We start from the raw sequence: 20,285 nt of genomic DNA, 5'->3' as shown, positions 1-20,285 counted from the left end.
GACCTTCATGCGTCGTGCGCTGCTGCTCGCCCTCTGCCTCTCCGCCGCTCCCGTCCTCGCCCAGACCGCTCCGAAGGCCGCCGCACCGATGACCCGCCTCAGCTATCCCGACACCCGCCGCGTCGATCAGGTCGACGAGCAGTTCGGGGTCAAGGTCGCCGATCCCTATCGCTGGCTGGAGAACGACGTGCGCACCGATCCTGCGGTCGCCGCCTGGGTCGCCGAGCAGAACAAGGTCACCGACGCCTATCTGGCAACATTGCCCGGCCGCGACATCTTCAAGGAGCGGCTGAAGACGCTGATCGACTATGAGCGCTTCGGCACCCCGGTGAAGAAGGGCGGGCGCTATTTCTATTCGCGCAACGCGGGCCTGCAGAACCAGTCGCCGATCTACGTCCGCGATACCCTGGCGGGTGAGGGCCGGCTGCTCATCGATCCGAACATGCTGTCGAAGGATGGCGCGACCGCGCTGGGCGAGTGGCTGCCGTCGGAGGATGGCGCCAGGCTGCTCTACACCATCCAGGACGGCGGCACCGACTGGCGCACCGTCCGCGTCCTCGACGTCGCCACCGGCCAGCCGCTGCCCGACACGATCGAATGGTCGAAATTCTCGGCGTACAGCTGGGCCAAGGACGGCAGTGGCTTCTACTATTCGCGCTTCCCCGAACCCGCGAACGGCTCCAAGTTCCAGGCACTGAACGAGAATCAGGCGGTCTATTTCCACCGCATCGGCACGCCGCAGTCGGCCGACCGGCTGATCTGGTCGACCCCCGACAAGCCCAAGTGGGGCAACAGCGCCCGCGTCACCGAAGACGGCAAGTGGCTGGTCATCACCTCGACCGAAGGCACCGATCGCAAGAACGCGGTCGCGGTGCTCGACCTGACGACGCCGGGCGCGAGCCCCAAGGTGCTGATCCCCACGATCGCCAACGATTGGTCGCTGGTCGGCAATACCGGCTCCACCTTCTACTGGACGACCGATCTCGACGCGCCGCGCAAGCGCATCGTCGCGATGGATGTCGCCAAGGGGCCGGCGGTGCGCGAGATCGTGGCGCAAGATCGCTCGGTCCTCGACGGCGCCGATCTGGTCGGCGGCCAGCTGCTGCTCGACTATCTGGTCGATGTGAAGAGCGAGCCGCGCCGCTTCAGCCTCGACGGCAAGCCGCTCGGCACGGTGCCGCTGCCCGGTATCGGCTCGATCGGCGGCTTCAGCGGGTCGCAGGACGATAGCGAGACCTTCTACTCGTTCACCAGCTTCAACCAGCCGACGACGATCTATCGCTACGATGTGAAGACCGGCCAGCAGTCGGTCTGGGCCGCGCCCAAGGTTGCGTTCGACCCGAAGCAATATCAGGTCACCCAGGTCTTCTACCCGTCGAAGGACGGCGCCAAGGTCCCGATGTTCGTGGTCAAGCGCCGCGACGTCACCGGCCCCGCGCCGACGCTGCTGTACGCCTATGGCGGCTTCAACATCTCGGTGACGCCCAGCTTCTCGGCGACGCGGATCGCGTGGCTGGAACAGGGCGGGGTGCTGGCCGTCGCCAACATCCGTGGCGGTGGCGAATATGGCAACGCGTGGCACGATGCCGGGCGGCTGGCGAAGAAGCAGAACGTCTTCGACGACTTCATCGCCGCGGGCGAGTATCTGAAGAAGACGGGCGTCACCACGAAGGACGGGCTCGCCGTCCAGGGCGGGTCGAACGGCGGGCTGTTGATCGGCGCGGTCACCAACCAGCGGCCCGACCTGTTCCAAGCCGCGCTGCCGGCCGTCGGCGTCATGGACATGCTGCGCTTCGACCGCTTCACCGCCGGGCGATATTGGGTCGACGATTACGGCTATCCGTCCAAGGAGGCCGACTTCCGCACACTCTACGCCTATTCTCCCTATCACAACATCAAGGGCGGGCGCGCCTATCCGGCGGTGATGGTGCTGACTGCCGACACCGACGATCGCGTGGTGCCGGGCCACAGCTTCAAATACACCGCTGCGCTGCAGGCCGCCGACACCGGCGACAAGCCGCACATCGCCCGCATCGAGACGCGCGCCGGCCATGGCTCGGGCAAGCCGACCGACAAGGTGATCGCCGAGACGGCCGACGAATGGGCGTTCGCGGCGAAGTGGACGGGCTTGCAGGTCAAGCCGGTCCGATAAGTGGAAAATCCTCCCCCGGAGGGGGAGGGAAACCGCCGCGAAGCGGTGGTGGAGGGGTAATCTCCGGAGCAACACCGCCCTCGGCAAATACCCCTCCGTCAGCCTGCGGCTGCACACCCCCTTCCGGGGGAGGAACTAGGGGTGACCAAACGCGCCCCACCGTTTATCGGCTCGCCATGATCCAGCCTTCTGATTCGATCCTGATCGTCGACTTCGGCAGCCAGGTGACTCAGCTGATCGCCCGCCGCGTGCGCGAGGGCGGTGTCTACAGCGAAGTCGCCCCCTTCCAGTCCGCCGCAGAGGCATTCCGGCGGATGAACCCAGCCGGCGTCATCCTGTCGGGCGGCCCCGCCTCCGTCGTCGACGCGGGTAGCCCGACGATTCCCGACGAGATCCTGAACGCGGGCGTACCGTTGCTCGGCATCTGCTACGGCCAGCAGGCGCTGACCAACCAGCTCGGCGGTCGGGTGGAAAAGGGCAGCAGCGGCGAATTCGGCAGCGCCTTCATCGAGGTGACCGACGGCTGCGCGCTCTTCGATGCGCTGTGGCAGGAGGGCGAGCGCCATCAGGTGTGGATGAGCCACGGCGATAAGGTGACCGAGCTGGCGCCCGGCTTCTGCGCCGTCGCGACGTCGCCCGGCGCGCCCCATGCCGTCATCGCCAACGACGAGCGTCGCATCTACGCGATGCAGTTCCACCCGGAGGTCGTGCATACCCCCGATGGTGCCAAGCTGATCACTAATTTCGCCCGCCACGTCTGCGGCCTGAAGGGCGACTGGACGATGGCCGAATTCCGCGAGGCGAAGATCGCCGACATCCGTGCGCAGGTCGGCAAGGAAAAGGTCATCTGCGGCCTGTCGGGCGGCGTCGATTCGGCGGTGGCGGCGGTGCTGATCCACGAGGCGATCGGCGACCAGCTGACCTGCGTCTTCGTCGACCATGGCCTGATGCGCTCGGGCGAGGCCGACCAGGTCGTCAGCCTGTTCCGCAACCACTACAACATCCCGCTGATCGCGGTGAACGTCGAGACGCTGTTCATGAACGGCCTCGCCGGCGTCACCGATCCTGAGGCGAAGCGCAAGTTCATCGGCAAGACCTTCATCGACGTCTTCGAGGAGGAGGCGAGGAAGATCGGCGGTGCCGCGTTCCTGGCGCAGGGCACGCTGTATCCCGATGTGATCGAGAGCGTCAGCTTCACCGGCGGGCCGTCGGTCACGATCAAGAGCCACCACAACGTCGGTGGCCTGCCCGAGCGGATGAACATGAAGCTCGTCGAGCCGCTGCGCGAGCTGTTCAAGGACGAGGTTCGCGAGCTTGGTCGCGAGCTTGGCCTGCCCGAGGCGTTCGTCGGTCGCCACCCGTTCCCCGGTCCCGGTCTCGCCATCCGCATCCCGGGCGAGGTCAGCAAGGAGCGCTGCGACATCCTGCGCAAGGCCGACGCGATCTATCTCGAGGAGATCCGCGCGGCTGGCCTCTACGACGCGATCTGGCAGGCGTTTGCGGTGCTGCTGCCGGTCAAGACGGTCGGCGTGATGGGCGATGGCCGCACCTACGACCACGTCCTGGCGCTGCGCGCGGTGACCTCGACCGACGGCATGACCGCCGCGGTGTTCGATTTCCCCAGCGACTTCCTGCCGCGCGTGGCGACGCGGATCGTCAACGAGGTGAAGGGCGTCAACCGCGTGGTCTACGACTATACCTCGAAGCCACCGGGCACGATCGAATGGGAGTGACGCGGGTGAGGCTGCGGGGCAGCCTCACCCGCGTCACTCGGCGCTGCCATTAAGTGCTGTCCTACACGGCAGCGATGTGCCAGCGGCATGGTCGTTCTTTGAAACAGCCGTAGCCGTCCTCACCCTTCGTCGCCTTTGGCGACATATTCCCTCTCCCAGCGGGAGAGGGAAGGGGCCCGCTCGGCGAAGCCGACTGGGAAGGGTGAGGGCAGTTATAGCACGTAGGTCTTCCCATCACGCCCGCGCGCGTAGATGTCGCGACTTTTGCGAACTTCGGGTATCCCGCTACCCGCTATGCACCGTCCACGGCCGCTCGCGAAACCATTTGGTGACGATGTACTTCGTCCCCTCGACCACCGGCATGCCCTCGTGCAGCGTCAGTTCGTTGGGGCTGCCGTCAGGCTTCATGTTGTTCCACGTCAGTAACAGGCCGCGCTTGGGCGACACCTTGATCCCCGCCTGCGGAAACCAGGTCGCGCCGCCCTCCTCGACATCGTTCAGATAGATCATCGCGGTCCACGTCCGCTGGCCGCCCGACGCCTGCATCGCCGCCCAATAGCTTTCCTTGTCGTGGAAATAGTCGTGGTGGGCGCGAAACTGCTGGCCGGGGGCGTAGCGCTGGCCCTGCATCGTCTCGCCATGCTCGGGTGGGATGCCGAGCAGGTCGGCGATCGATTCGTCGATCGGCCGGATCGTCGGCGACCAGCGGTCCATGTCGCAGCTCTCGCTGGTGCGAAAGCCGGTGCCCGCGCGGTCGGACAGCAGCGTCGACGGGCGGCGATTGGCATCGATCGTCTCGATCAGTAGCCGGCACAGACCGGGATCGAGGAAGTCGTCATGATAATAGACCTGCGCTGCGCTGGCGCCGGCATTGACGACGCGGGGGTTCGCTTCGACCCGGGCGGCGACGTCGGTGCCGATCCGGGCGCGGAGCTGGATGTCGGGGGCGGGCTTGCGACGGAACATCGCGGCATCTGCCCCCGCGGCGTGCGCAAAGGCAAGAGGGTCTGGCATCGCTGCCGGACCCGCTCGCGCTTCGATCAATAGAAGATGTCGTAGACGATATCGACGACCCGGCCGGTGCGCACGTCGATCAGCATCGCATCGTCGTAATAGCGGACCCAGCGGAAGGGGCCGTAGGCCTCGGGCAGGCGATACGACCAAGGGTCGTCGAGCCAATAGCTCTGGCCCCACAGCTGCGGCGCCAGCGTCACGCCGATCGAGAAGCGGCGATAGCCATAGCCCCAGCCCGGCGGCGCATAGTAGCGCGGCAGGCGATAGGCGCGCTCGTTGCGCGACCGCCAGCTCGACCAGTCGTAGCGCCGATCCTGCCGCCAGTCGCGATCCCAGCCACCCTGGTTGCCGCGCCAGCCGTTGCCGTTGCCGGCGAAGCGATTGCCCGCCCAGCCGCCGTCGTAGCGGCCGCGGTCCTGCCAGGCATCGTCGCGGCGCTGGCGGCGGTCGAACTCGGCGCGCTCGTCGCGGCGGTCGGGGCGCAGGTCGCCGCGCCGGTCGTCACGGTTGCCGTTGCGCCAGTCGGGCCGATCGTTGCCACCGCCGCCAAAGCGCTGCTGGTCGCGCCAGACGCCGCGATCGGGGCGGTCCTGGCCGGCAGCGACGTCGGGGCGCTGCTGGCGCTGCTGGCGATCGCCGCCGTCCCAGCGCTGACCCTGGTCGCGATTGCCGCGCCACTGGCCGCGATCCTGGCGATCGAACGACTGGGCCACCGGCGCGGCGGGGGCGGGGGCGGGGCGCTCGAAACGCGGCGCCTCGGGCATGCCGGGCTGCATCTCGCGACGCTCCTCGCGCATCTGCCGCCATTCGTCGCGGCCTCGACTCTGCTCCTCGCCGGCGTTGGCGCGGCGCATCTCGCGCAGTTCGGCGCGGCGGCTCATGCCGGGGCCTTCCGGCCGCCCCTGCTCCTCCTGTGCCCAGGCCGTCGCCGGCGCCAGTGCCGTCGCCGCCAGCAGCGCCGCAAATATCTTCCTCATAACCCATCCCTCCAACGCCGGCGCACGAGCCGGCCCCGATGATGAGACGGGAATAGAGGCGTGGCGTTGAGCGGAGGCTGAATTGGTCCGTCAGCGTTCCGAAAGCTATCTGGCCGGTGGCACCAGCGCCGGCACCACGCGCGCGGCATCGGCGGGGTCGATCCCGGGCCTGGCGCCCGCCGGGATGACTTCCTCGCCGCGCAGCGCCCGGCCGGCGCGCTGAACCGCCTCGACGACGCGGGGATAGATGCCGCAGCGGCACAGGTTGGTCAGCGTGCTGCGGATCGCTTCCTCGCTGGGATCGGCATCCTTTCGGAGCAGCACCGACGCGGCCATGATGAAGCCGGGGATGCAATAGCCGCACTGCGACACATTCTCGGCGATGAAGGCGAGCTGGAGCGGGTGGTTGCGCTCGCGCGACAGCCCCTCGATCGTGGTGACGTAAGTGCCCTCTGCCTCGGCGATCGTCATCCGGCACGACGGCACCGCGCGGCCGTCGACATCGACGATGCACGCGCCGCACTGCCCCGTGCCGCAGCCATATTTGGTGCCGGTCAGGTTCGATGCGTCGCGCAGCGCCCACAGCAACGGCGTGTCGGGATCGAGGCGGTACTCGACCGGCTGGTTGTTGACGGTGAAGCGGGTCATCGCCGCGCGGGTCTAGCCATGTCCAAGCTTGCTTGCCAGCGCCCCCGCCGCCCGCCTATGCCCGTCCGCATCACGACGACACAAGAGGGCGGGGATTTCATGGTCATGCACGTAGACGCGACGTCGTCGAGCGATCCGGCGGCGGCGGGCGATGCCGCCCACGGCTATGACGCCCCCGACCTGCGCGTCTTCGTCTTCGCGCTGTTCTTCATCTTTGGCGGGATCACGTCGCTCAACGACGTCATCATCCCCAAGCTGAAGGAGCTGTTCACGCTCAACTACGCCCAGGCGTTGCTCGTCCAGTCGGCGTTCTTCGCGGCTTATGCGATCGTGTCGATCCCGGCGGCGGCGATCGTGCGGCGCGCAGGCTACATGCGCTCGGCGGTGATCGGCCTGCTCACGATGATGGTCGGCTGCCTGCTGTTCATCCCGGCCAGTTCGTCGGCGACGTTCGGCGTGTTCCTGTTCGCGCTATTCGTCCTCGCCAGCGGCATCACCATCGTCCAGGTCGTCGCCAACCCGTTGATCTCGCTGCTCGGCAAGCCCAAGACGGCGCACAGCCGCCTGACCTTCGCGCAGGCGTTCAACTCGCTCGGCACGACGATCTTCCCCTATGTCGGCTCGGTCGTGATCCTCGGCGGCCTCGCCACGATCGACCCGGCGACGCTGTCGGGCGCCGCGCTCGACGCCTATCGCGCCGCCGAGACGAAAACGGTGGTCCACACCTATCTCGGCCTCGCCGTCGCGCTGGCGATCGTCGCCGCCGTCGTGTGGACGCGGCGCAACCGGCTGCAGGAAGAGCAGAGCCACCAGGGTTCGATCCTGCAGGCGTTCAATCTGCTCGGCCGCCCGCGCTTCGGTATCGGTGCGCTGTGCATCTTCCTCTACGTCGGTGCGGAGGTCGCGATCGGCTCGCTGATCGTGAACTATCTGATGCAGCCGTCGGTGATGGGGCTGACCGACCAGGCGGCGGGCAAGCATGTGCCCTTCTACTGGGGCGGTGCGCTCGTCGGTCGCTTCATCGGCGCGTATCTGCTGACGCGGGTCTCGCCGGGCAAGGTGCTGGCCGGCGTCGCGACGGGGGCGATCGCGCTGATCCTCATTTCGGCAAACACCAGCGGGCTCGTCTCGGGCTGGACGCTGCTGGCGATCGGGCTGATGAACTCGATCATGTTCCCGACCATCTTCGCCCTGGCGAGCGAAGGGTTGGGCAAGCGTGCCGGCGAGGGATCGGGCGTCATCGCTACCGCGATCGTCGGCGGCGCGATCGTGCCGCCGCTGACCGGCCTGCTCGCCGACAGCTCGGGCAGCCTGCACTTCGCGCTGATCCTGCCGGCGGCCTGCTATGCGGTGATCCTGGCCTATGGCCTTTACGCGCGCCGCCCGGCGCCGGAAGTTGTCGCCGCCTAGGGCGTTTCGCCTAGCCTGGGCGCCGGGCGGCCAAGCGCCAGTTCGGCATCGGAAAAGCGGATCGGCGTGCGCAGCCCGGCGATCCGCTCACCCGCGACGACCATCCCGCGAGCCTGCACCTGCGGGTCGTTCAGCGCCTGTTCGACCGTGTTGATCGGCCCGGCCGGCACGCCCGCCGCCTCCAGCCGCGACAGCAGTTCGTCGCGCGGCACGGCGCGGGTGAGGGCGGTGATCGCGGCGAATAGTGCCGGCTTGTGTTCCAGCCGCTCGGCGTTGGTCGCCCATTCGTCGCGCGCTTCCAGACCGACGGCTTCGCAGAAGCGACGGAACTGGCCGTCGTTGCCGACCGCCAGGATGAACCAGCCGTCCGCCGCCTCGAACACCGCATAGGGCGAGACGTTGACGTGCGCGTTGCCGACACGCGGCGGGGTGACGCCGCTGGCGAAGTAATTGGCGGCCTGGTTGGCGAGGACGCCGGTCATGGTGTCGAGCAGCGCCATGTCGATATGCTGCCCGCGCCCGGTTCGCTCGCGCATCGCCAGCGCCGCCTGGATCGCGATGACGCTATACAGCCCGGTGAAGATGTCGGCGAACGCCACGCCCGACTTCTGCGGCGCGCCGTCCGGCTCGCCGGTCAGGTCCATGATCCCGCCCAGCCCCTGGATGATGAAGTCGTAGCCGGGGCGATGGGCGTATGGCCCGTCCTGGCCGAAGCCGGTGATCGAGCAATAGACTAGCCGCGGATTGATCGCCGACAGGCTGGGATAGTCGAGGCCGTATTTGGTGAGGCCGCCGACCTTGAAATTCTCGATGACGACATCGGCATCGGCGATCAGATCGCGGACCAGCCGTTGCCCATCGGCGGTGGTGAAGTCGGCGACGACCGATCGCTTGCCGCGGTTGGCGGCATGGTAATAGGCGGCGTCGCGCGTACCGTCGGGGTTCTCGATCCACGGCGGCCCCCAGCGGCGGGTGTCGTCGCCCTCGGGGCTTTCGACCTTGACCACATCCGCGCCGAGATCGGCGAGCACCTGTCCTGCCCATGGCCCCGCAAGGATGCGGGCCAGCTCGACGACCTTCAGGCCGGCCAGGGGGAAGCGCGATAGCCCCTCCCCTTCAGGGGAGGGGTTGGGGTGGGGCGGGGCGGCAGGCGATGCACTCTGCAAGGCATCCCCCACCCCCGTCCCCTCCCCTGAAGGGGAGGGGCGTACCTCGATCAAAACGCCGCGATCCCCGTGATCGCGCGGCCCAGGATCAGCGCATGGACGTCGTGCGCGCCTTCATAGGTGTTGACGGTTTCGAGGTTCATCAGGTGGCGCATCACGCCATATTCCCCCGAGATGCCGTTGCCGCCATGCATGTCGCGTGCGTCGCGGGCGATCGCCAGCGCCTTGCCGACATTATTGCGCTTCACCAGGCTGACCATCTCCGGTGCGAAACGACCCTCGTCCATCAGCCGGCCAACGCGCAGGCTTGCCTGCAGCCCGAGTGCGATCTCCGTCTCCATGTCGGCCAGCTTCTTCTGGTAGAGCTGGCGACCCGCCAACGCTGTGCCGAACTGGTTGCGATCGAGACCATATTGCCGCGCGGCGTGGAAGCAGAACTCGGCAGCGCCGAGCGAGCCCCAGCTGATGCCGTAGCGCGCACGATTGAGGCAGCCGAACGGCCCCTTCAGCCCTTCGACATTGGGCAGCAGGGCGTCCTCGCCGACCTCGACCTCGTCCATCATCACCATGCCGGTGATCGAGGCGCGCAGGGACAGCTTGTTCTCGATCTTGGGCGCGCTCAGGCCCTTGGCGCCCTTTTCCAGCACGAAGCCGCGGATCGCGCCGCCATGCTCGTCGCTCTTCGCCCAGACGACGAAGACGTCGGCGATCGGCGCGTTGCTAATCCACGTCTTGGCGCCCGAGATCGAATAGCCGCCGTCGATCTTCCTCGCGCGCGTCGTCATGCCGCCGGGGTCGGAACCGGCATCGGGCTCGGTCAGGCCGAAGCAGCCGATCCACTCGCCGCTCGCCAGTTTGGGCAGGTAGCGATGGCGCTGCTCCTCCGATCCATAGGCATAGATCGGGTACATTACGAGGCTCGACTGGACGCTCATCATCGAGCGATAGCCGGAGTCGATCCGCTCCACCTCGCGCGCGACCAGGCCATAGGCGACATAGCTCGCGCCGACCCCGCCATATTCCTCGGGGATCGTCGGGCCGAGCAGGCCCAGCTCGCCCATCTCGCGGAAGATCGCGGGATCGGTATGTTCCTTGGCGAACGCCTCGACGATCCGGGGGGCGAGCCGATCCTGGGCATAGCCGCGCGCGGTATCGCGAACGAGGCGTTCCTCCTCCGTCAGCTGCTCGTCGAGCAGGAACGGATCCGCCCAGTCGAACTTGCCCATGCCGGCCATGTGGTACTCTCCTTTTTCAAGGATGCGGTACGGCGTCGGGGGGTGGGGGGCAAGGGGTGGTGCTGGCCTGGACGGCCCTTGCACCCCGTTCGGCCTAAGGAGAGGCTGAGCGACGTCGAAGCCTCGTCTCGAAGGGCAGGCCTAGCCACCTGTGCCCTTCGACTGCCTGCAAGGCAGGCGCTCAGGACAGGCTTCGAGACGGCGCTTCGACTTCGCTCAGCGTCTCCTCAGCACGAACGGAGTGGGGTGTTCAGAACCCCACCCGCAACGTCACGCGCAGGTCGCGGCCCGCCAGCGGCGCGAAGTCCTTCAGGAAGCTCGCATGGCGGCGTGCGACGACATCGAAGATGTTGTTCGCGCTCAGCAACAGGCTGGTCTTGTTCGCCTTGCCCCAGGGCGAGATCGCGAGCGAGGCGTTGACCATCGTGTACTCGTTGGTCGTCGTCTCGAACGGCGCGATGCGGTTCTGGTCGAAGACATGCTCCACCTCGACACGGCCGCTCAGCGTGTCGCCCTGCGCCTCGACCCCGCCGAGTACGCGCGGCGCCGGGATCCGCGGGACAGGGCCCTGGTCGACGATCGTCGCACGAACATAATCGCCCAGGATGTCGGCGTTGATCTGATAGCTGCCGATCTGCGCAACACGCACCGAGGCATCGGCCTCGAACCCCCAGTAGCGCGCGTCGCGCTGTTGGTACTGGAAGCAGGGGAGGTCGACCGTGCGGCCGGAGGGCGCGGCGGCCGCCTGGCATATCGCGGCATCGACCTGGTTCTCGGAAATATAGTTGGTGAACCAGTTGTAATAGGCCGACGCGTCGATGCTGAAGCCGTTGCCGTGGGCGTGGATGGTGCCCTCCAGCCCCCACGACTTCTCCAGCCGGAAGTCGGGGCTGCCGAGCTCATAGGCCTGGGTGCCGGCGTGGGCGCCGTTGGCGAACAGCTCCTCGGCCGAAGGCGCGCGCTCGGTACGCGAGCCGTTGACGCCGATGCGGATCGAGTCGGTCGGGGCGTAGCTGGCCCCGAGCGAGGCCGACAGGGCTTCGAAATGCCGATCGCCGCGGAAGAAGCGGTCGTCGTCGCTGGGCGTGCGTGCGGCGAGATCGGTCAACTCGTACCGCAATCCGCCTTCGGCACGGAACGCGCCGTTGCTATACTGCTGCAGCGTGAAGAGCCCGGTCTGGTTGGTCTCGTTGCGCGGCAGGAATGCCTCGTCGCCGACGACGTTGAACTGGCGATTGAAGAACTGCGCCCCCGACGCTCCCGTCCAGCCGCCGTGATTGGCCTGGACCAGCTCGAGCCTGCCCTCCAACCCGTTGTTGTAGAAGGCGGTGCCGACCGCGCCGTCCGGCTCCAGCTCGAAATGGCGATAGCTCGCCTGACCGGCGCGGATGCGGATCCTGTCGAGGAAGCCGCCACCCGTCTCGACCTCGCCGCGCAGGTCGAGGCGGTTCTGGACGACCGACAGCCGCGGCGCCTCCTGCTCCTGGCCGATCTCGGTCGCATAGCGGATCGGCACGCCATAGAGGCTGTCGTAATGGCTATAGGCGATGCCGAGATTGCCGGTATCGGTGATGAGCGAGACGCCGGCACCCGCCGTCCAGGTGCGCGCCGCCGAATTGGGCAGGCGATCGCGCAGCGCGGCGGAGGCGGCGAAGTCGATCGGCTCGTCGGTGTCCTGCGGCTTGCCGACCTGCGACAGCGCGGCGGCGCGCGCCTGGGGCGACAGCAGATAGCCGTTGCCGGTACGCAGGTCGTCGGCCTTCAGATAGGATCCGTCGGCGTGGAGCACGATGTTCTTCGTCACCGCAACGTCGGCGGCGGCGCCGGCACTGCGCTCGGTCGCGGCCGAACCGAAGCTGGCGATGCCGTTGAAGCGATAGCCGTTCTCGGGAACGGTGCGTGGGATGCGCGTATCGATGACGTTGACGACGCCGCCCACCGCCGACGATCCGAACAGCAGCGCGGACGGGCCACGCAGGACTTCGATCCGCTCGGCGAGTAGCGGATCGATGACGACGGCGTGGTCGACGCTGGTGTTCGACACGTCGATCGAACCGATGCCATCGGTCAGTACGCGGATCCGGTCGCCCTGGAAGCCGCGCAGGATCGGCCGCGAGGCGCTGGGGCCGAACGACGTCGCCGAGACGCCGGGCTGACGTGCCAGCGTCTCGCCGATCGTCGGCCGCAACTCGCGCGTCAGCTCTTCGCCCGACAGGATCGACGTGCCCTGCAACACGTCGCGTTCGCTGGTCGTAACCGGCGCGGTGACGATCACGTCGCCACGCGGCGACGCCGGCTGGGGCGCCGGGGTAGCGGTGGTCTGCGCGACGGCAGGGGTCGCCATGGCGAGCGCCACGGTAGACAGGAGGACGGCCTTGATCATCGATATTCCCCGAACGCTTGCTTGTCGTCGGGCGCGACTAACGACCATGTAACGTTATATCAAATGAAAATGCCGTCACGCGGGTAAAGGTAACGAAGGTCACGACCCACTCGCATGGGCATTCAGCCATCCTCGATCGTGACGACCTCGATCGTCGCTTCTATCAAATCCGCTAGCTGCCGGCGCGCGACCAAGGCTGGCTCGCCGGCGACGTGACCGCGCATGAGGAGTGCAGCCGACTCGATGGCGGCAAGCCATTCGTCCGCGTGCTTACCGCTCTCCATGGTGAGCGTCAGGCAGTGACGCGTGCCTGAAAAGGTAAGGCTCGCCCATGGCCGCTCGATCGCCTGCACGATGTCGATCGATATGCCTGCGGCGATCGCCGAACGGCGGAGCGCGCTGGCCAGCAGGGGGGCTGCATCGGTGATGGCGACATTGATCACGGCCGAGCCTCCGCGATGAAGCGCTCGACCCGCTCGACCGTCTTGCGGCGCGGCTGGCGCCCCAGTCGCAGGTCGTGGACGAGCCGGGGATCGTTGACGGCAAGCCGTCCGAACTTGGTCGGTGGCATGTGCGTCGCGCGGCAAAAGCGGTTGATCTTGATGAGCAGGGACATGTGTGTGCCTTTCCGAGTCGGCTTACACGTTCCTGTTCCGTTCCCATTTCCTACTTGTCTAGGAAAATTTCCTAGGCTAGTGTTCGGGCTATGGACACCAACGATCCCCGTGCGTCTCTGCTGGCGCTGGCGACGCGCGATGGCGTCAGCCTGGCAGCCCTGTCCGACCTGATCGGGCGCAACGCGGCCTATCTCCAGCAATATGTGAAGCGCGGTACGCCGCGAGAGCTGGACCGCGAGGATCGCCGGCGGCTCTCCGACTATTTCGGGGTGGCCGAGGCGTTGCTGGGCGCGGAAGCCGGCCCGCGCTCGTTTCCCGTGCCGCGGCTCGACGTCGTCGCCTCGGCCGGCGGCGGCGCCTTCGTCGACGGCGAGGTGCTGCTGGGGACGGAGATGCTCGATCCAGCACTCGCCGCACGACTACGGTTGCGTGAGGGAAAGGCGGGGGTGATCCGCGTGCGCGGCAACTCGATGGAACCGGGACTGCTCGACGGCGACATGATCGTCGTCGATCTCGCGCGGCGGGTGCCAGGCATGCGCGGGGAGCCGTTCGTCATCCAGGTCGACGGCGTGACGATGGTCAAGCGGGTGCGTGCCGGGCTCTCGCGGATCGAGGCGACGAGCGACAATCCCGACGCGCCGCCGATTCCCGACGGCAGCATCGCGGTGATCGGCAAGGTCGTGTGGCTGATGCGCGAGCCGCGCTAGCGACAGGCGCGCCAGCCCATCGCGCCCCGATCGGCCTGGTCTAGGTGAAGGTGATCGCGGTGCGCCGCATTATAGTCGGGCGACAGCGTCGTCGCGAACAGTCGGCAGGCGCCGTCCCGCACCTCGCGCAGGAACGCAGCCTTGTCGCCGCCCTTCGTCCAATCGCGCACGACGGTTACCCGCTGGCCATCGGCCAGGCGAAAGCCGGCGATGTCGATCGCGTCGGCGGTGGCGTGCTCGCTCCAGCTTCCCTGATCGCGGCCATACATGCGGCGGCAGTTGTAGCTGCCGAAATGCTCGATGCTCGCGACGCGCGATCCGAAATGCCGCTGCGCTGCCGGTTGGACGACATTCCACTCCCACATCGCCAGCGCCGCCGCGACCGGGCAGGCGACGCCGACGTCCGCGGGTCGATAGTCGATCCGTCGTGCGCCGCCCGGGGCGAAGCGCACGGCATCGTCATACCCACATTGCGCGCCGTCTCGCCGCGGCGGTAGGGCAACGAAGCGAACGCCGGCGCGGTCCAGCAGCGCGCGACATTGCGGTGCGTCGTTCGTCAGCGCCGCCAGCTTCCGTCCGGTGAACAGGCCGATCGGCTCGCCCAGGTCGAGCGGCGTCCAGGGCAGATCCTGGGGCCGCCCCTTCGCCAGCGCCCAGACCAGAAACGCGGCGGCGAGGACCAGGGTGATTCCCACCAGCCAGCCGATGCCGCGTCGGACGGCACGCATCACCCGCGCAGCGCCGTTTCGACCGGCTCCGACAGCACGGGATAGCCCAGGCGATCCGGGATGGTGAGGATGCGCACGCCATCGCGCTCAACGATGGCGGGCGTGATGACCGGTTGCGGATGCGCCTCGGCGTCGGCGACGGCTTCGGTGAGGCTGGCGAATTGTGCGACGCGTTCGAGATTGCGGCGGGTCGGAAAGATCAGCGACAGCGTCCCCGCCGCGCTGGCCGCCAGCGCGTCAGCCGCGGTGGTCCACGTCAGCCGGGTATTCTCGGTCGCATCGACGCTGGCCTCGATCCCCTCGGGTGCGCGGGCGAGGAAGAAGCGGGTGTCGAAGACGCGGACCTTGTGGAAATCCGGCCGCCACCGCGCGAAGGGATGGAGAACCGTCAGGTCGAGCGAGCACCTCGCGGCGGCCAATGCGTCGGCGATCGGCATGCCATCATGCAACGCGGCACGCAGGCGGGTGAGGGTGGCCTTATTGGGGACCGGCGACAGTCCGAGCGGCAGGCCTACTTCCTCGATTGTCTCACGGATGGCAGCGATGCGCGCGGGCCCGTCCTCGCCAGCGCCAATCTGCTTGGCGAAAGCGACGTCGCCGGGATCGATCCTTCCACCAGGGAAGACCATCGCCCCACCGGCGAACGCCATCGCGCGCGCCCGCTCGACCATCAGCAGTTCCGGCGCGGCGCCTGCACGCTCGCGAAACAGGATGACGGTGGCGGCTGGAATGGCGTCGGTCATGTCCAGGGGCGAACGCGCGAGGCGCGGTTTGGCCGCGTGGCAGCGATGACGGAGTGGGTGGTGGAGCTGAGGGGAATCGAACCCCTGACCTCTGCAGTGCGATTGCAGCGCTCTCCCATCTGAGCTACAGCCCCGCACTCCGCCCCCGGCTTGCCGGGGAGCGACGCCATTAGCCGCCCTGACCGGGCGATGCAACAACCGTGCGGCCGACGCTCTCGAAAATTTTGTCGATCATCCGCGCCACGTTTGCGACAGGTGCCCATTTCGTATCCGTAACAACAGGAACGATCTTTCGCTCCATTCTTTTAACCGACGGCAACATGACGGCGATCAACGCGCCGCCCGCCCCGTACGAATGGAGGAACTGATGGGCTACGAACGTTATCCACGCGGCACGCGCCCCGGCGATTACTATGGTTCTCCGGACATGGATTATGGCGAAGACTACGGCAGCGGCCGCTCGGGCAGCTATAGCAGCGCCCGCGACTATGCCGCATCGGGCCAACTCGGCAATCGCGACCAGCAGGGCAGCTACGGCCAGGGCCGGTCGGGCCAGGGTCAATATGGTCAGCGCGACTATGGACGCAGCGACTATGGCCGCGGCAACGACTATGGTTCGCGCGATCAGGGCTCGAACCAGTATGGCGGCCGCGACTATGGCTTCGAACGCTATGGCCAGCGCGAGCAGTTCAATCGTGGACGCGACCAGTATGGCGCGCGCGGTTACGGCAACCAGGGCTCGCAGGGTTGGGATCGCGACGGTCAGTCGTCGTCCGAGTACCACGGCAGCTACGGTTCGGGTAGCCGTCGCTTCGAGGATTATGGCCGCAGCAAGCACGCCGATGACGATCGCTACAACGATCCCGACCAGCGCTACGAGAACCGCAACCGCAGCGGTAACCAGGGCTATGGCCAGCAGGGCCAGGGCTATGGTCGTCAGCCGCAGGGCTATGACTACGAAGACCGCGGCTTCCTGCAGCGCGCCGGCGACGAGGTCCGTTCGTGGTTCGGCGACGAGGACGCCGAGCGCCGCCGCGAGATGGATTCGCGCTTCGACGAGCGCTATTCCGGTGATCGCGACGACGACTATCGTTCGTGGCGCTCGGGCCAGGTCGCATCGTTCGACCGCGACTATCACGAATATCGCCAGGAAAACCGCACCAAGTTCGAGAATGAATTCTCGTCCTGGCGGACCAATCGCCAGACGCAGCGCGACTCGCTCGACAAGGTGAAGGAGCACATGGAAGTCGTGGGCTCCGACGGCCAGCACGTCGGCACCGTCGACAAGACGCGTGGCGACCGCATCATCCTGACCAAGAATGATAGCGATGCCGGCGGCCGCCACGACTCGATCCCGTCGAGCTGGCTGAAGTCGGTCGATGAGAAGGTCACGCTGACCAAGACCGCCGATGAGGCGAAGAAGGCGTGGCGTGACGAGGAAAACAAGTCGGCGATGTTCGGCGAGGGCGACCGCAACAACGGTGTCCAGGACCGCAACACCGGTTACGGCAACACCGGCGGTGTCGCCTCGAGCAGCAGCACCAGCGGGACGACCGCGGGCTCGAGCAGCACCACCGCCGGCGGCGCCAGTACCGGCGCACAGACGACGGACGCGGATGGTAAGGTCCTGAACAAGAGCTTTTCGGGCACCTACTGACCGCTAGGCAAACGTCGCCTCTCGAAAGAGGGATGACGGGAAAGGCTCCGGGGCGACCCGGGGCCTTTCTTTTGCTTCGCCGAGCGGCCACGACGAACCGCAAGACGATCACGAACGAGGAGAAGATGATGGCGAAGGCTTGGGTGCTGGCGTCGCGGCCGAACGGGATGCCGACGGCGGAAAACTTTCGGCTGGAAGAGCTGCCGAACCGTGAACTGGCGGACGGAGAGGTTCGCGTCACCAATCGCTGGCTGTCGGTCGATCCCTACATGCGCGGCCGGATGAACGACGTGAAGAGCTATGCTCCGCCGTTCCAGCTCGACCAGCCGATGCAGGGCGGGGCGGTTGGCGAGGTCGTCGAAAGCCGGTCCGATCAATTCAAGCCGGGTGACATGGTGCAGCACATGGAGGGCTGGCGCGACGAGGCGGTGATGAAGGCGGAGGCGGTCCGTCCGCTGCCCCAGCTCGACGTGCCGCCCCAGGCGTTTCTCGGCCAGCTCGGGATGCCGGGAATGACCGCCTATGTCGGGCTGACGCGTATCGCCGAGGTGAAGGAGGGCGACACGGTGTTCGTCTCCGCCGCCGCCGGTGCGGTGGGCTCGACGGTCGTGCAGATCGCGAAGGCGATGGGGTGCCATGTCATCGGATCGGCCGGTGGTCCCGATAAATGCGCCTGGGTCCAGTCGCTCGGGGCCGATGCGGTGATCGACTACAAGGGTGACGTGCCGGTCGTGAAAGCGTTGGGCGAGGTCGCCCGCAACGGTATCGACGTCTATTTCGACAATGTCGGTGGCGAGCATCTCGACGCGGCGCTGGCGCACTGCCGCCAGGGTGCGCGCTTCGCGATCTGCGGCATGATCGACGTCTACAACACCGCCGAGCCGACCAAGCTGCGCTATCTGCCGCGGATCATCGCGACGCGCGCGCGCATCCAGGGGTTCCTGGTCAGCGATCATGTCGACTGCGCGGCGGAATTCTACCGCGACATGGGCGGCTGGCTCAGCGACGGCAAGCTGAAGGCACAGGAGACGGTCGTCGACGGTCTTGGCCGGATGCCGGAGGCGTTCCTGGGGCTGTTTCAGGGCGGGAACACCGGAAAGATGCTGGTTCGCGTTTGATCCTGTCAGGGCAGCTCCTCCCCCGGAGGGGGCGGTGGCAGCCGTCAGCCTGACCGAGGGGTATTATCCGCGGGCGATGGTGCTCGTGGAGACTACCCCTCCACCACCGCTATGCGGCGGTCCCCCTCCCCCTCCGGGGAGGATTTTTACGTCCCCGCTGGCGGGTCGATCGGACCCGAGAAGGTATCGCACCGCGCGGGATCGCCGGTCTGATAGCCGCGCTGTAGCCAGTACATCCGCTGCGCCGAGGTGCCGTGGGTGAAGCTGTCGGGAACGACGCGGCCCTGCGCTTCCTTCTGCAACGTATCGTCGCCGATCGCACGCGCGGCGGTTAGGCCCTCCTCCAGGTCGCCCGGATCCATGCGCGAGCGGTTCACCGCGGCCCAGACGCCGGCGTAGCAGTCCGCCTGAAGCTCGAGCCGGACCGAGGCGGCATTGCCCTCGCGCTCGCCCGACGAGCGCTGGACACGCTGCACCTGCTCCGACGTGCCGAGCAGGTTCTGGATATGGTGGCCGAACTCGTGCGCGATGACATAGTCCTGCGCGAAGTCGCCTTGCGCACCGAAGCGTCCGGCCAGTTCGTTGAAGAAGCTGGTGTCGAGATAGATGCCCTCGTCGGTCGGGCAATAGAAGGGACCCATCGCCGACTGCGCCGCGCCGCAGCCCGACTGGCCCGTGCCGCCGTAAAAGACGAGCTTCGGTGCGTCGAAACGCTGGCCCGAGCGGGCGAAAAGCGCTTCCCACGTCTTGTCGGCCGAGCTGAAGGCGTTGCACGCCGCCTTGCTTTGCGCATCGACGGCGCAGGCGCTGGCGGCATTGTCGGGCGAGCCGCCCTGGCGACTGCCGACCTGTGCGGGGCCGCCCGTCTGGTTACCGCCACCGAGCATGCCGCCGAGATTGCCCAACCCGCCGAACACCGCGAACAGCAGCAGGACGACGACGATGCCGCCGCAGCCGAAGCGGCTGCCAATCAGCGGCAGAAGGCCGAACAGCAGGCCACCGCCACCACCGCCGCCAAGGCCACCGAAACTCTCGCCGCGCTGGTCCTCGACCTGAATGTTGGGATCATAATCGTCGAGGCGCATCGGCTTGGTCCCTTTTCCCTGTGAGGCAGAAATGCGCCGCGTGGCTCCGGGTTGCAAGGCTGGCGAACAGGCCGCAGGAGCGGGGGCGAAGGAGAAGCGCGATGTTCCTGAAGGGCAAGACGGCGATCGTAACGGGTTCCACCTCGGGCATCGGCCTCGCCTATGCACGGGCGCTGGCGGCGGAGGGCGCGGCGGTGACGATCAACGGCTTCGGCGATGCCGACGCCATCGAGAGGGCACGCACCGAGCTGGAAGCGACGAGCGGGGCGCCGGCGCGCTACGACGCCGCCGACATGACCAAGCCCGAACAGATCGCGGCGATGGTCGAGGCGACCGCGGCGGCGCAGGGCGGGGTCGACATCCTGATCAACAACGCCGGTATCCAGCATGTCGCGCGGATCGAGGATTTTCCGGGAGAGAAGATGGAGGCGATCATCGCAATCAACCTCACCTCCGCCTGGTATGCGATGCAGGCGGTGGTGCCGCTGATGAAGAAGGCGGGGTGGGGGCGGATCATCTCCACCGCGTCGGCGCATAGCCTGGTCGCGAGCCCCAACAAGTCGGCCTATGTCATGGCGAAGCACGGGCTGGTCGGGCTGACCAAGACGATCGCGCTGGAGACGGCGGCGAACGGCGTGACGGTGAACTGCATCTCGCCGGGCTATGTCTGGACGCCGCTGGTCGAGGCACAGATCCCAGACACGATGGCGTCGCGCGGGCTGACGCGCGAGCAGGTGATGAACGACGTGCTGCTGGCCGCGCAGCCGACCAAGGAGTTCGTGACGCCCGAGCAGGTGGCGGCACTGGCGCTGTTCCTATGCCGTGACGAAGCGGCATCGATGACGGGGGCGAACCTGTCGATGGATGGCGGCTGGACGGCGGCTTGAGACCGGCTGAGCGCTGCTTACAAGA

At 67.3% G+C, this 20,285-nt stretch carries 19 protein-coding genes and 1 tRNA gene; 7 read left to right on the top strand and 13 right to left on the bottom strand.

Features of this window, described 5'->3' with window-relative positions; all coding sequences use genetic code 11:
* Nucleotides 1-7: 7 nt before the first annotated feature.
* Complete coding sequence (locus GGQ80_RS16425) at nt 8-2,152, top strand: prolyl oligopeptidase family serine peptidase (protein ID WP_183986852.1); 2,145 nt, start codon at nt 8-10, stop codon at nt 2,150-2,152.
* Between the two features lie 176 nt (nt 2,153-2,328).
* Nucleotides 2,329-3,885, top strand: coding sequence for a glutamine-hydrolyzing GMP synthase (guaA, locus tag GGQ80_RS16420; RefSeq protein WP_183986850.1), 1,557 nt, complete (start codon nt 2,329-2,331; stop codon nt 3,883-3,885).
* A 285-nt stretch (nt 3,886-4,170) separates the two neighbouring features.
* On the opposite strand, the gene GGQ80_RS16415 is transcribed toward guaA, so the two are convergent.
* The 3 genes from GGQ80_RS16415 to GGQ80_RS16405 all read right to left on the bottom strand — a co-directional run bounded on the left by GGQ80_RS16415 (nt 4,171) and on the right by GGQ80_RS16405 (nt 6,524).
* Complete coding sequence (locus tag GGQ80_RS16415) at nt 4,171-4,851, bottom strand: 2OG-Fe(II) oxygenase (protein ID WP_183986848.1); 681 nt, start codon at nt 4,849-4,851, stop codon at nt 4,171-4,173.
* Nucleotides 4,852-4,925: 74 nt separating this feature from the next.
* Nucleotides 4,926-5,876, bottom strand: a complete 951-nt coding sequence (locus GGQ80_RS16410; protein ID WP_183986846.1) for an RcnB family protein — start codon at nt 5,874-5,876, stop codon at nt 4,926-4,928.
* 105 nt (nt 5,877-5,981) lie between these two features.
* Entirely contained in the window at nt 5,982-6,524 is a 543-nt protein-coding gene (locus tag GGQ80_RS16405) for a (2Fe-2S)-binding protein (protein WP_183986844.1), read from the bottom strand.
* 99 nt (nt 6,525-6,623) lie between these two features.
* Here GGQ80_RS16405 and GGQ80_RS16400 point away from each other — a divergent pair, with 99 nt between their 5' ends.
* Nucleotides 6,624-7,934, top strand: a complete 1,311-nt coding sequence (locus GGQ80_RS16400) for a sugar MFS transporter (protein ID WP_183986842.1) — start codon at nt 6,624-6,626, stop codon at nt 7,932-7,934.
* Here GGQ80_RS16400 and GGQ80_RS16395 read toward each other — a convergent pair.
* The 5 genes from GGQ80_RS16395 to GGQ80_RS16375 form a co-directional block, all read right to left on the bottom strand.
* Nucleotides 7,931-9,025 carry a CaiB/BaiF CoA transferase family protein gene (locus GGQ80_RS16395; protein ID WP_246347157.1) on the bottom strand — a complete coding sequence of 365 codons (1,095 nt, stop codon included), beginning with the start codon at nt 9,023-9,025 and terminating at the stop codon, nt 7,931-7,933. The two genes, GGQ80_RS16400 and GGQ80_RS16395, sit on opposite strands and share 4 nt — an antisense overlap.
* A gap of 125 nt (nt 9,026-9,150) precedes the next feature.
* On the bottom strand, nt 9,151-10,335 hold the full coding sequence (locus GGQ80_RS16390) for an acyl-CoA dehydrogenase (protein ID WP_183986838.1): 1,185 nt from the start codon (nt 10,333-10,335) through the stop codon (nt 9,151-9,153).
* Between the two features lie 250 nt (nt 10,336-10,585).
* Nucleotides 10,586-12,718 carry a TonB-dependent receptor gene (locus GGQ80_RS16385; RefSeq protein WP_183986836.1) on the bottom strand — a complete coding sequence of 711 codons (2,133 nt, stop codon included), beginning with the start codon at nt 12,716-12,718 and terminating at the stop codon, nt 10,586-10,588.
* A gap of 122 nt (nt 12,719-12,840) precedes the next feature.
* A complete protein-coding gene (locus GGQ80_RS16380) occupies nt 12,841-13,161 on the bottom strand; it encodes a hypothetical protein (protein ID WP_183986834.1) in 321 nt (106 codons plus the stop codon).
* Nucleotides 13,158-13,334: a hypothetical protein gene (locus GGQ80_RS16375; protein WP_183986832.1), complete on the bottom strand. Its 177-nt coding sequence runs from the start codon at nt 13,332-13,334 to the stop codon at nt 13,158-13,160. Before GGQ80_RS16375 ends, GGQ80_RS16380 begins: the two co-directional genes overlap by 4 nt.
* Nucleotides 13,335-13,424: 90 nt before the next feature.
* On the opposite strand from GGQ80_RS16375, the gene GGQ80_RS16370 reads away from it, so the two are divergent.
* Nucleotides 13,425-14,042, top strand: coding sequence for a S24 family peptidase (locus GGQ80_RS16370; protein ID WP_183986830.1), 618 nt, complete (start codon nt 13,425-13,427; stop codon nt 14,040-14,042).
* On the opposite strand, the gene GGQ80_RS16365 is transcribed toward GGQ80_RS16370, so the two are convergent.
* From GGQ80_RS16365 to GGQ80_RS16350, 4 genes are all read right to left on the bottom strand, one after another.
* Complete coding sequence (locus tag GGQ80_RS16365) at nt 14,039-14,770, bottom strand: extensin-like domain-containing protein (protein WP_183986828.1); 732 nt, start codon at nt 14,768-14,770, stop codon at nt 14,039-14,041. The genes GGQ80_RS16370 and GGQ80_RS16365 overlap by 4 nt on opposite strands.
* Nucleotides 14,770-15,513: an NUDIX hydrolase gene (locus GGQ80_RS16360; protein ID WP_183986826.1), complete on the bottom strand. Its 744-nt coding sequence runs from the start codon at nt 15,511-15,513 to the stop codon at nt 14,770-14,772. The genes GGQ80_RS16365 and GGQ80_RS16360 overlap by 1 nt, the downstream gene beginning before the upstream one ends.
* 58 nt (nt 15,514-15,571) lie before the next feature.
* Nucleotides 15,572-15,647, bottom strand: a tRNA-Ala gene (locus tag GGQ80_RS16355).
* A 35-nt stretch (nt 15,648-15,682) separates the two neighbouring features.
* A complete protein-coding gene (locus tag GGQ80_RS16350) occupies nt 15,683-15,847 on the bottom strand; it encodes a hypothetical protein (protein WP_183986824.1) in 165 nt (54 codons plus the stop codon).
* A 33-nt stretch (nt 15,848-15,880) separates the two neighbouring features.
* On the opposite strand from GGQ80_RS16350, the gene GGQ80_RS16345 reads away from it, so the two are divergent.
* Both GGQ80_RS16345 and GGQ80_RS16340 read left to right on the top strand, forming a co-directional pair.
* Nucleotides 15,881-17,170, top strand: coding sequence for a DUF2171 domain-containing protein (locus GGQ80_RS16345; RefSeq protein WP_183986822.1), 1,290 nt, complete (start codon nt 15,881-15,883; stop codon nt 17,168-17,170).
* A gap of 125 nt (nt 17,171-17,295) precedes the next feature.
* Nucleotides 17,296-18,288 (top strand): NADP-dependent oxidoreductase, encoded by a 993-nt coding sequence (locus tag GGQ80_RS16340; RefSeq protein WP_183986820.1) that lies wholly within the window; start codon nt 17,296-17,298, stop codon nt 18,286-18,288.
* A gap of 146 nt (nt 18,289-18,434) precedes the next feature.
* Here GGQ80_RS16340 and ypfJ read toward each other — a convergent pair whose 3' ends face one another.
* Nucleotides 18,435-19,373 (bottom strand): KPN_02809 family neutral zinc metallopeptidase, encoded by a 939-nt coding sequence (gene ypfJ, locus GGQ80_RS16335; protein ID WP_183986818.1) that lies wholly within the window; start codon nt 19,371-19,373, stop codon nt 18,435-18,437.
* A gap of 101 nt (nt 19,374-19,474) precedes the next feature.
* Between ypfJ and GGQ80_RS16330 the strand changes: the two genes are divergently transcribed.
* Complete coding sequence (locus GGQ80_RS16330) at nt 19,475-20,260, top strand: 3-hydroxybutyrate dehydrogenase (RefSeq protein WP_183986816.1); 786 nt, start codon at nt 19,475-19,477, stop codon at nt 20,258-20,260.
* Nucleotides 20,261-20,285: the final 25 nt, after the last annotated feature.

This window comes from Sphingomonas jinjuensis, assembly GCF_014197105.1.
Taxonomy (GTDB): domain Bacteria; phylum Pseudomonadota; class Alphaproteobacteria; order Sphingomonadales; family Sphingomonadaceae; genus Sphingomonas; species Sphingomonas jinjuensis.
Note: the sequence above shows the minus strand (reverse complement) of the source record. Positions and strands in the feature narration are given on the sequence as shown.

Excerpts from the sequence above, each read along its gene's own strand:
- GGQ80_RS16365 (WP_183986828.1), bottom strand. The coding sequence starts at position 14,770 with ATGCGTGCCGTCCGACGCGGCATCGGCTGGCTGGTGGGAATCACCCTG.
- GGQ80_RS16360 (WP_183986826.1), bottom strand. The coding sequence starts at position 15,513 with ATGACCGACGCCATTCCAGCCGCCACCGTCATCCTGTTTCGCGAGCGT.
- GGQ80_RS16375 (WP_183986832.1), bottom strand. The coding sequence starts at position 13,334 with ATGTCCCTGCTCATCAAGATCAACCGCTTTTGCCGCGCGACGCACATG.
- GGQ80_RS16400 (WP_183986842.1), top strand. The coding sequence starts at position 6,624 with ATGGTCATGCACGTAGACGCGACGTCGTCGAGCGATCCGGCGGCGGCG.
- guaA (WP_183986850.1), top strand. The coding sequence starts at position 2,329 with ATGATCCAGCCTTCTGATTCGATCCTGATCGTCGACTTCGGCAGCCAG.
- GGQ80_RS16415 (WP_183986848.1), bottom strand. The coding sequence starts at position 4,851 with ATGTTCCGTCGCAAGCCCGCCCCCGACATCCAGCTCCGCGCCCGGATC.
- GGQ80_RS16330 (WP_183986816.1), top strand. The coding sequence starts at position 19,475 with ATGTTCCTGAAGGGCAAGACGGCGATCGTAACGGGTTCCACCTCGGGC.
- GGQ80_RS16405 (WP_183986844.1), bottom strand. The coding sequence starts at position 6,524 with ATGACCCGCTTCACCGTCAACAACCAGCCGGTCGAGTACCGCCTCGAT.
- GGQ80_RS16425 (WP_183986852.1), top strand. The coding sequence starts at position 8 with ATGCGTCGTGCGCTGCTGCTCGCCCTCTGCCTCTCCGCCGCTCCCGTC.
- GGQ80_RS16385 (WP_183986836.1), bottom strand. The coding sequence starts at position 12,718 with ATGATCAAGGCCGTCCTCCTGTCTACCGTGGCGCTCGCCATGGCGACC.
- GGQ80_RS16345 (WP_183986822.1), top strand. The coding sequence starts at position 15,881 with ATGGGCTACGAACGTTATCCACGCGGCACGCGCCCCGGCGATTACTAT.
- GGQ80_RS16390 (WP_183986838.1), bottom strand. The coding sequence starts at position 10,335 with ATGGCCGGCATGGGCAAGTTCGACTGGGCGGATCCGTTCCTGCTCGAC.
- GGQ80_RS16340 (WP_183986820.1), top strand. The coding sequence starts at position 17,296 with ATGATGGCGAAGGCTTGGGTGCTGGCGTCGCGGCCGAACGGGATGCCG.
- GGQ80_RS16370 (WP_183986830.1), top strand. The coding sequence starts at position 13,425 with ATGGACACCAACGATCCCCGTGCGTCTCTGCTGGCGCTGGCGACGCGC.
- ypfJ (WP_183986818.1), bottom strand. The coding sequence starts at position 19,373 with ATGCGCCTCGACGATTATGATCCCAACATTCAGGTCGAGGACCAGCGC.
- GGQ80_RS16410 (WP_183986846.1), bottom strand. The coding sequence starts at position 5,876 with ATGAGGAAGATATTTGCGGCGCTGCTGGCGGCGACGGCACTGGCGCCG.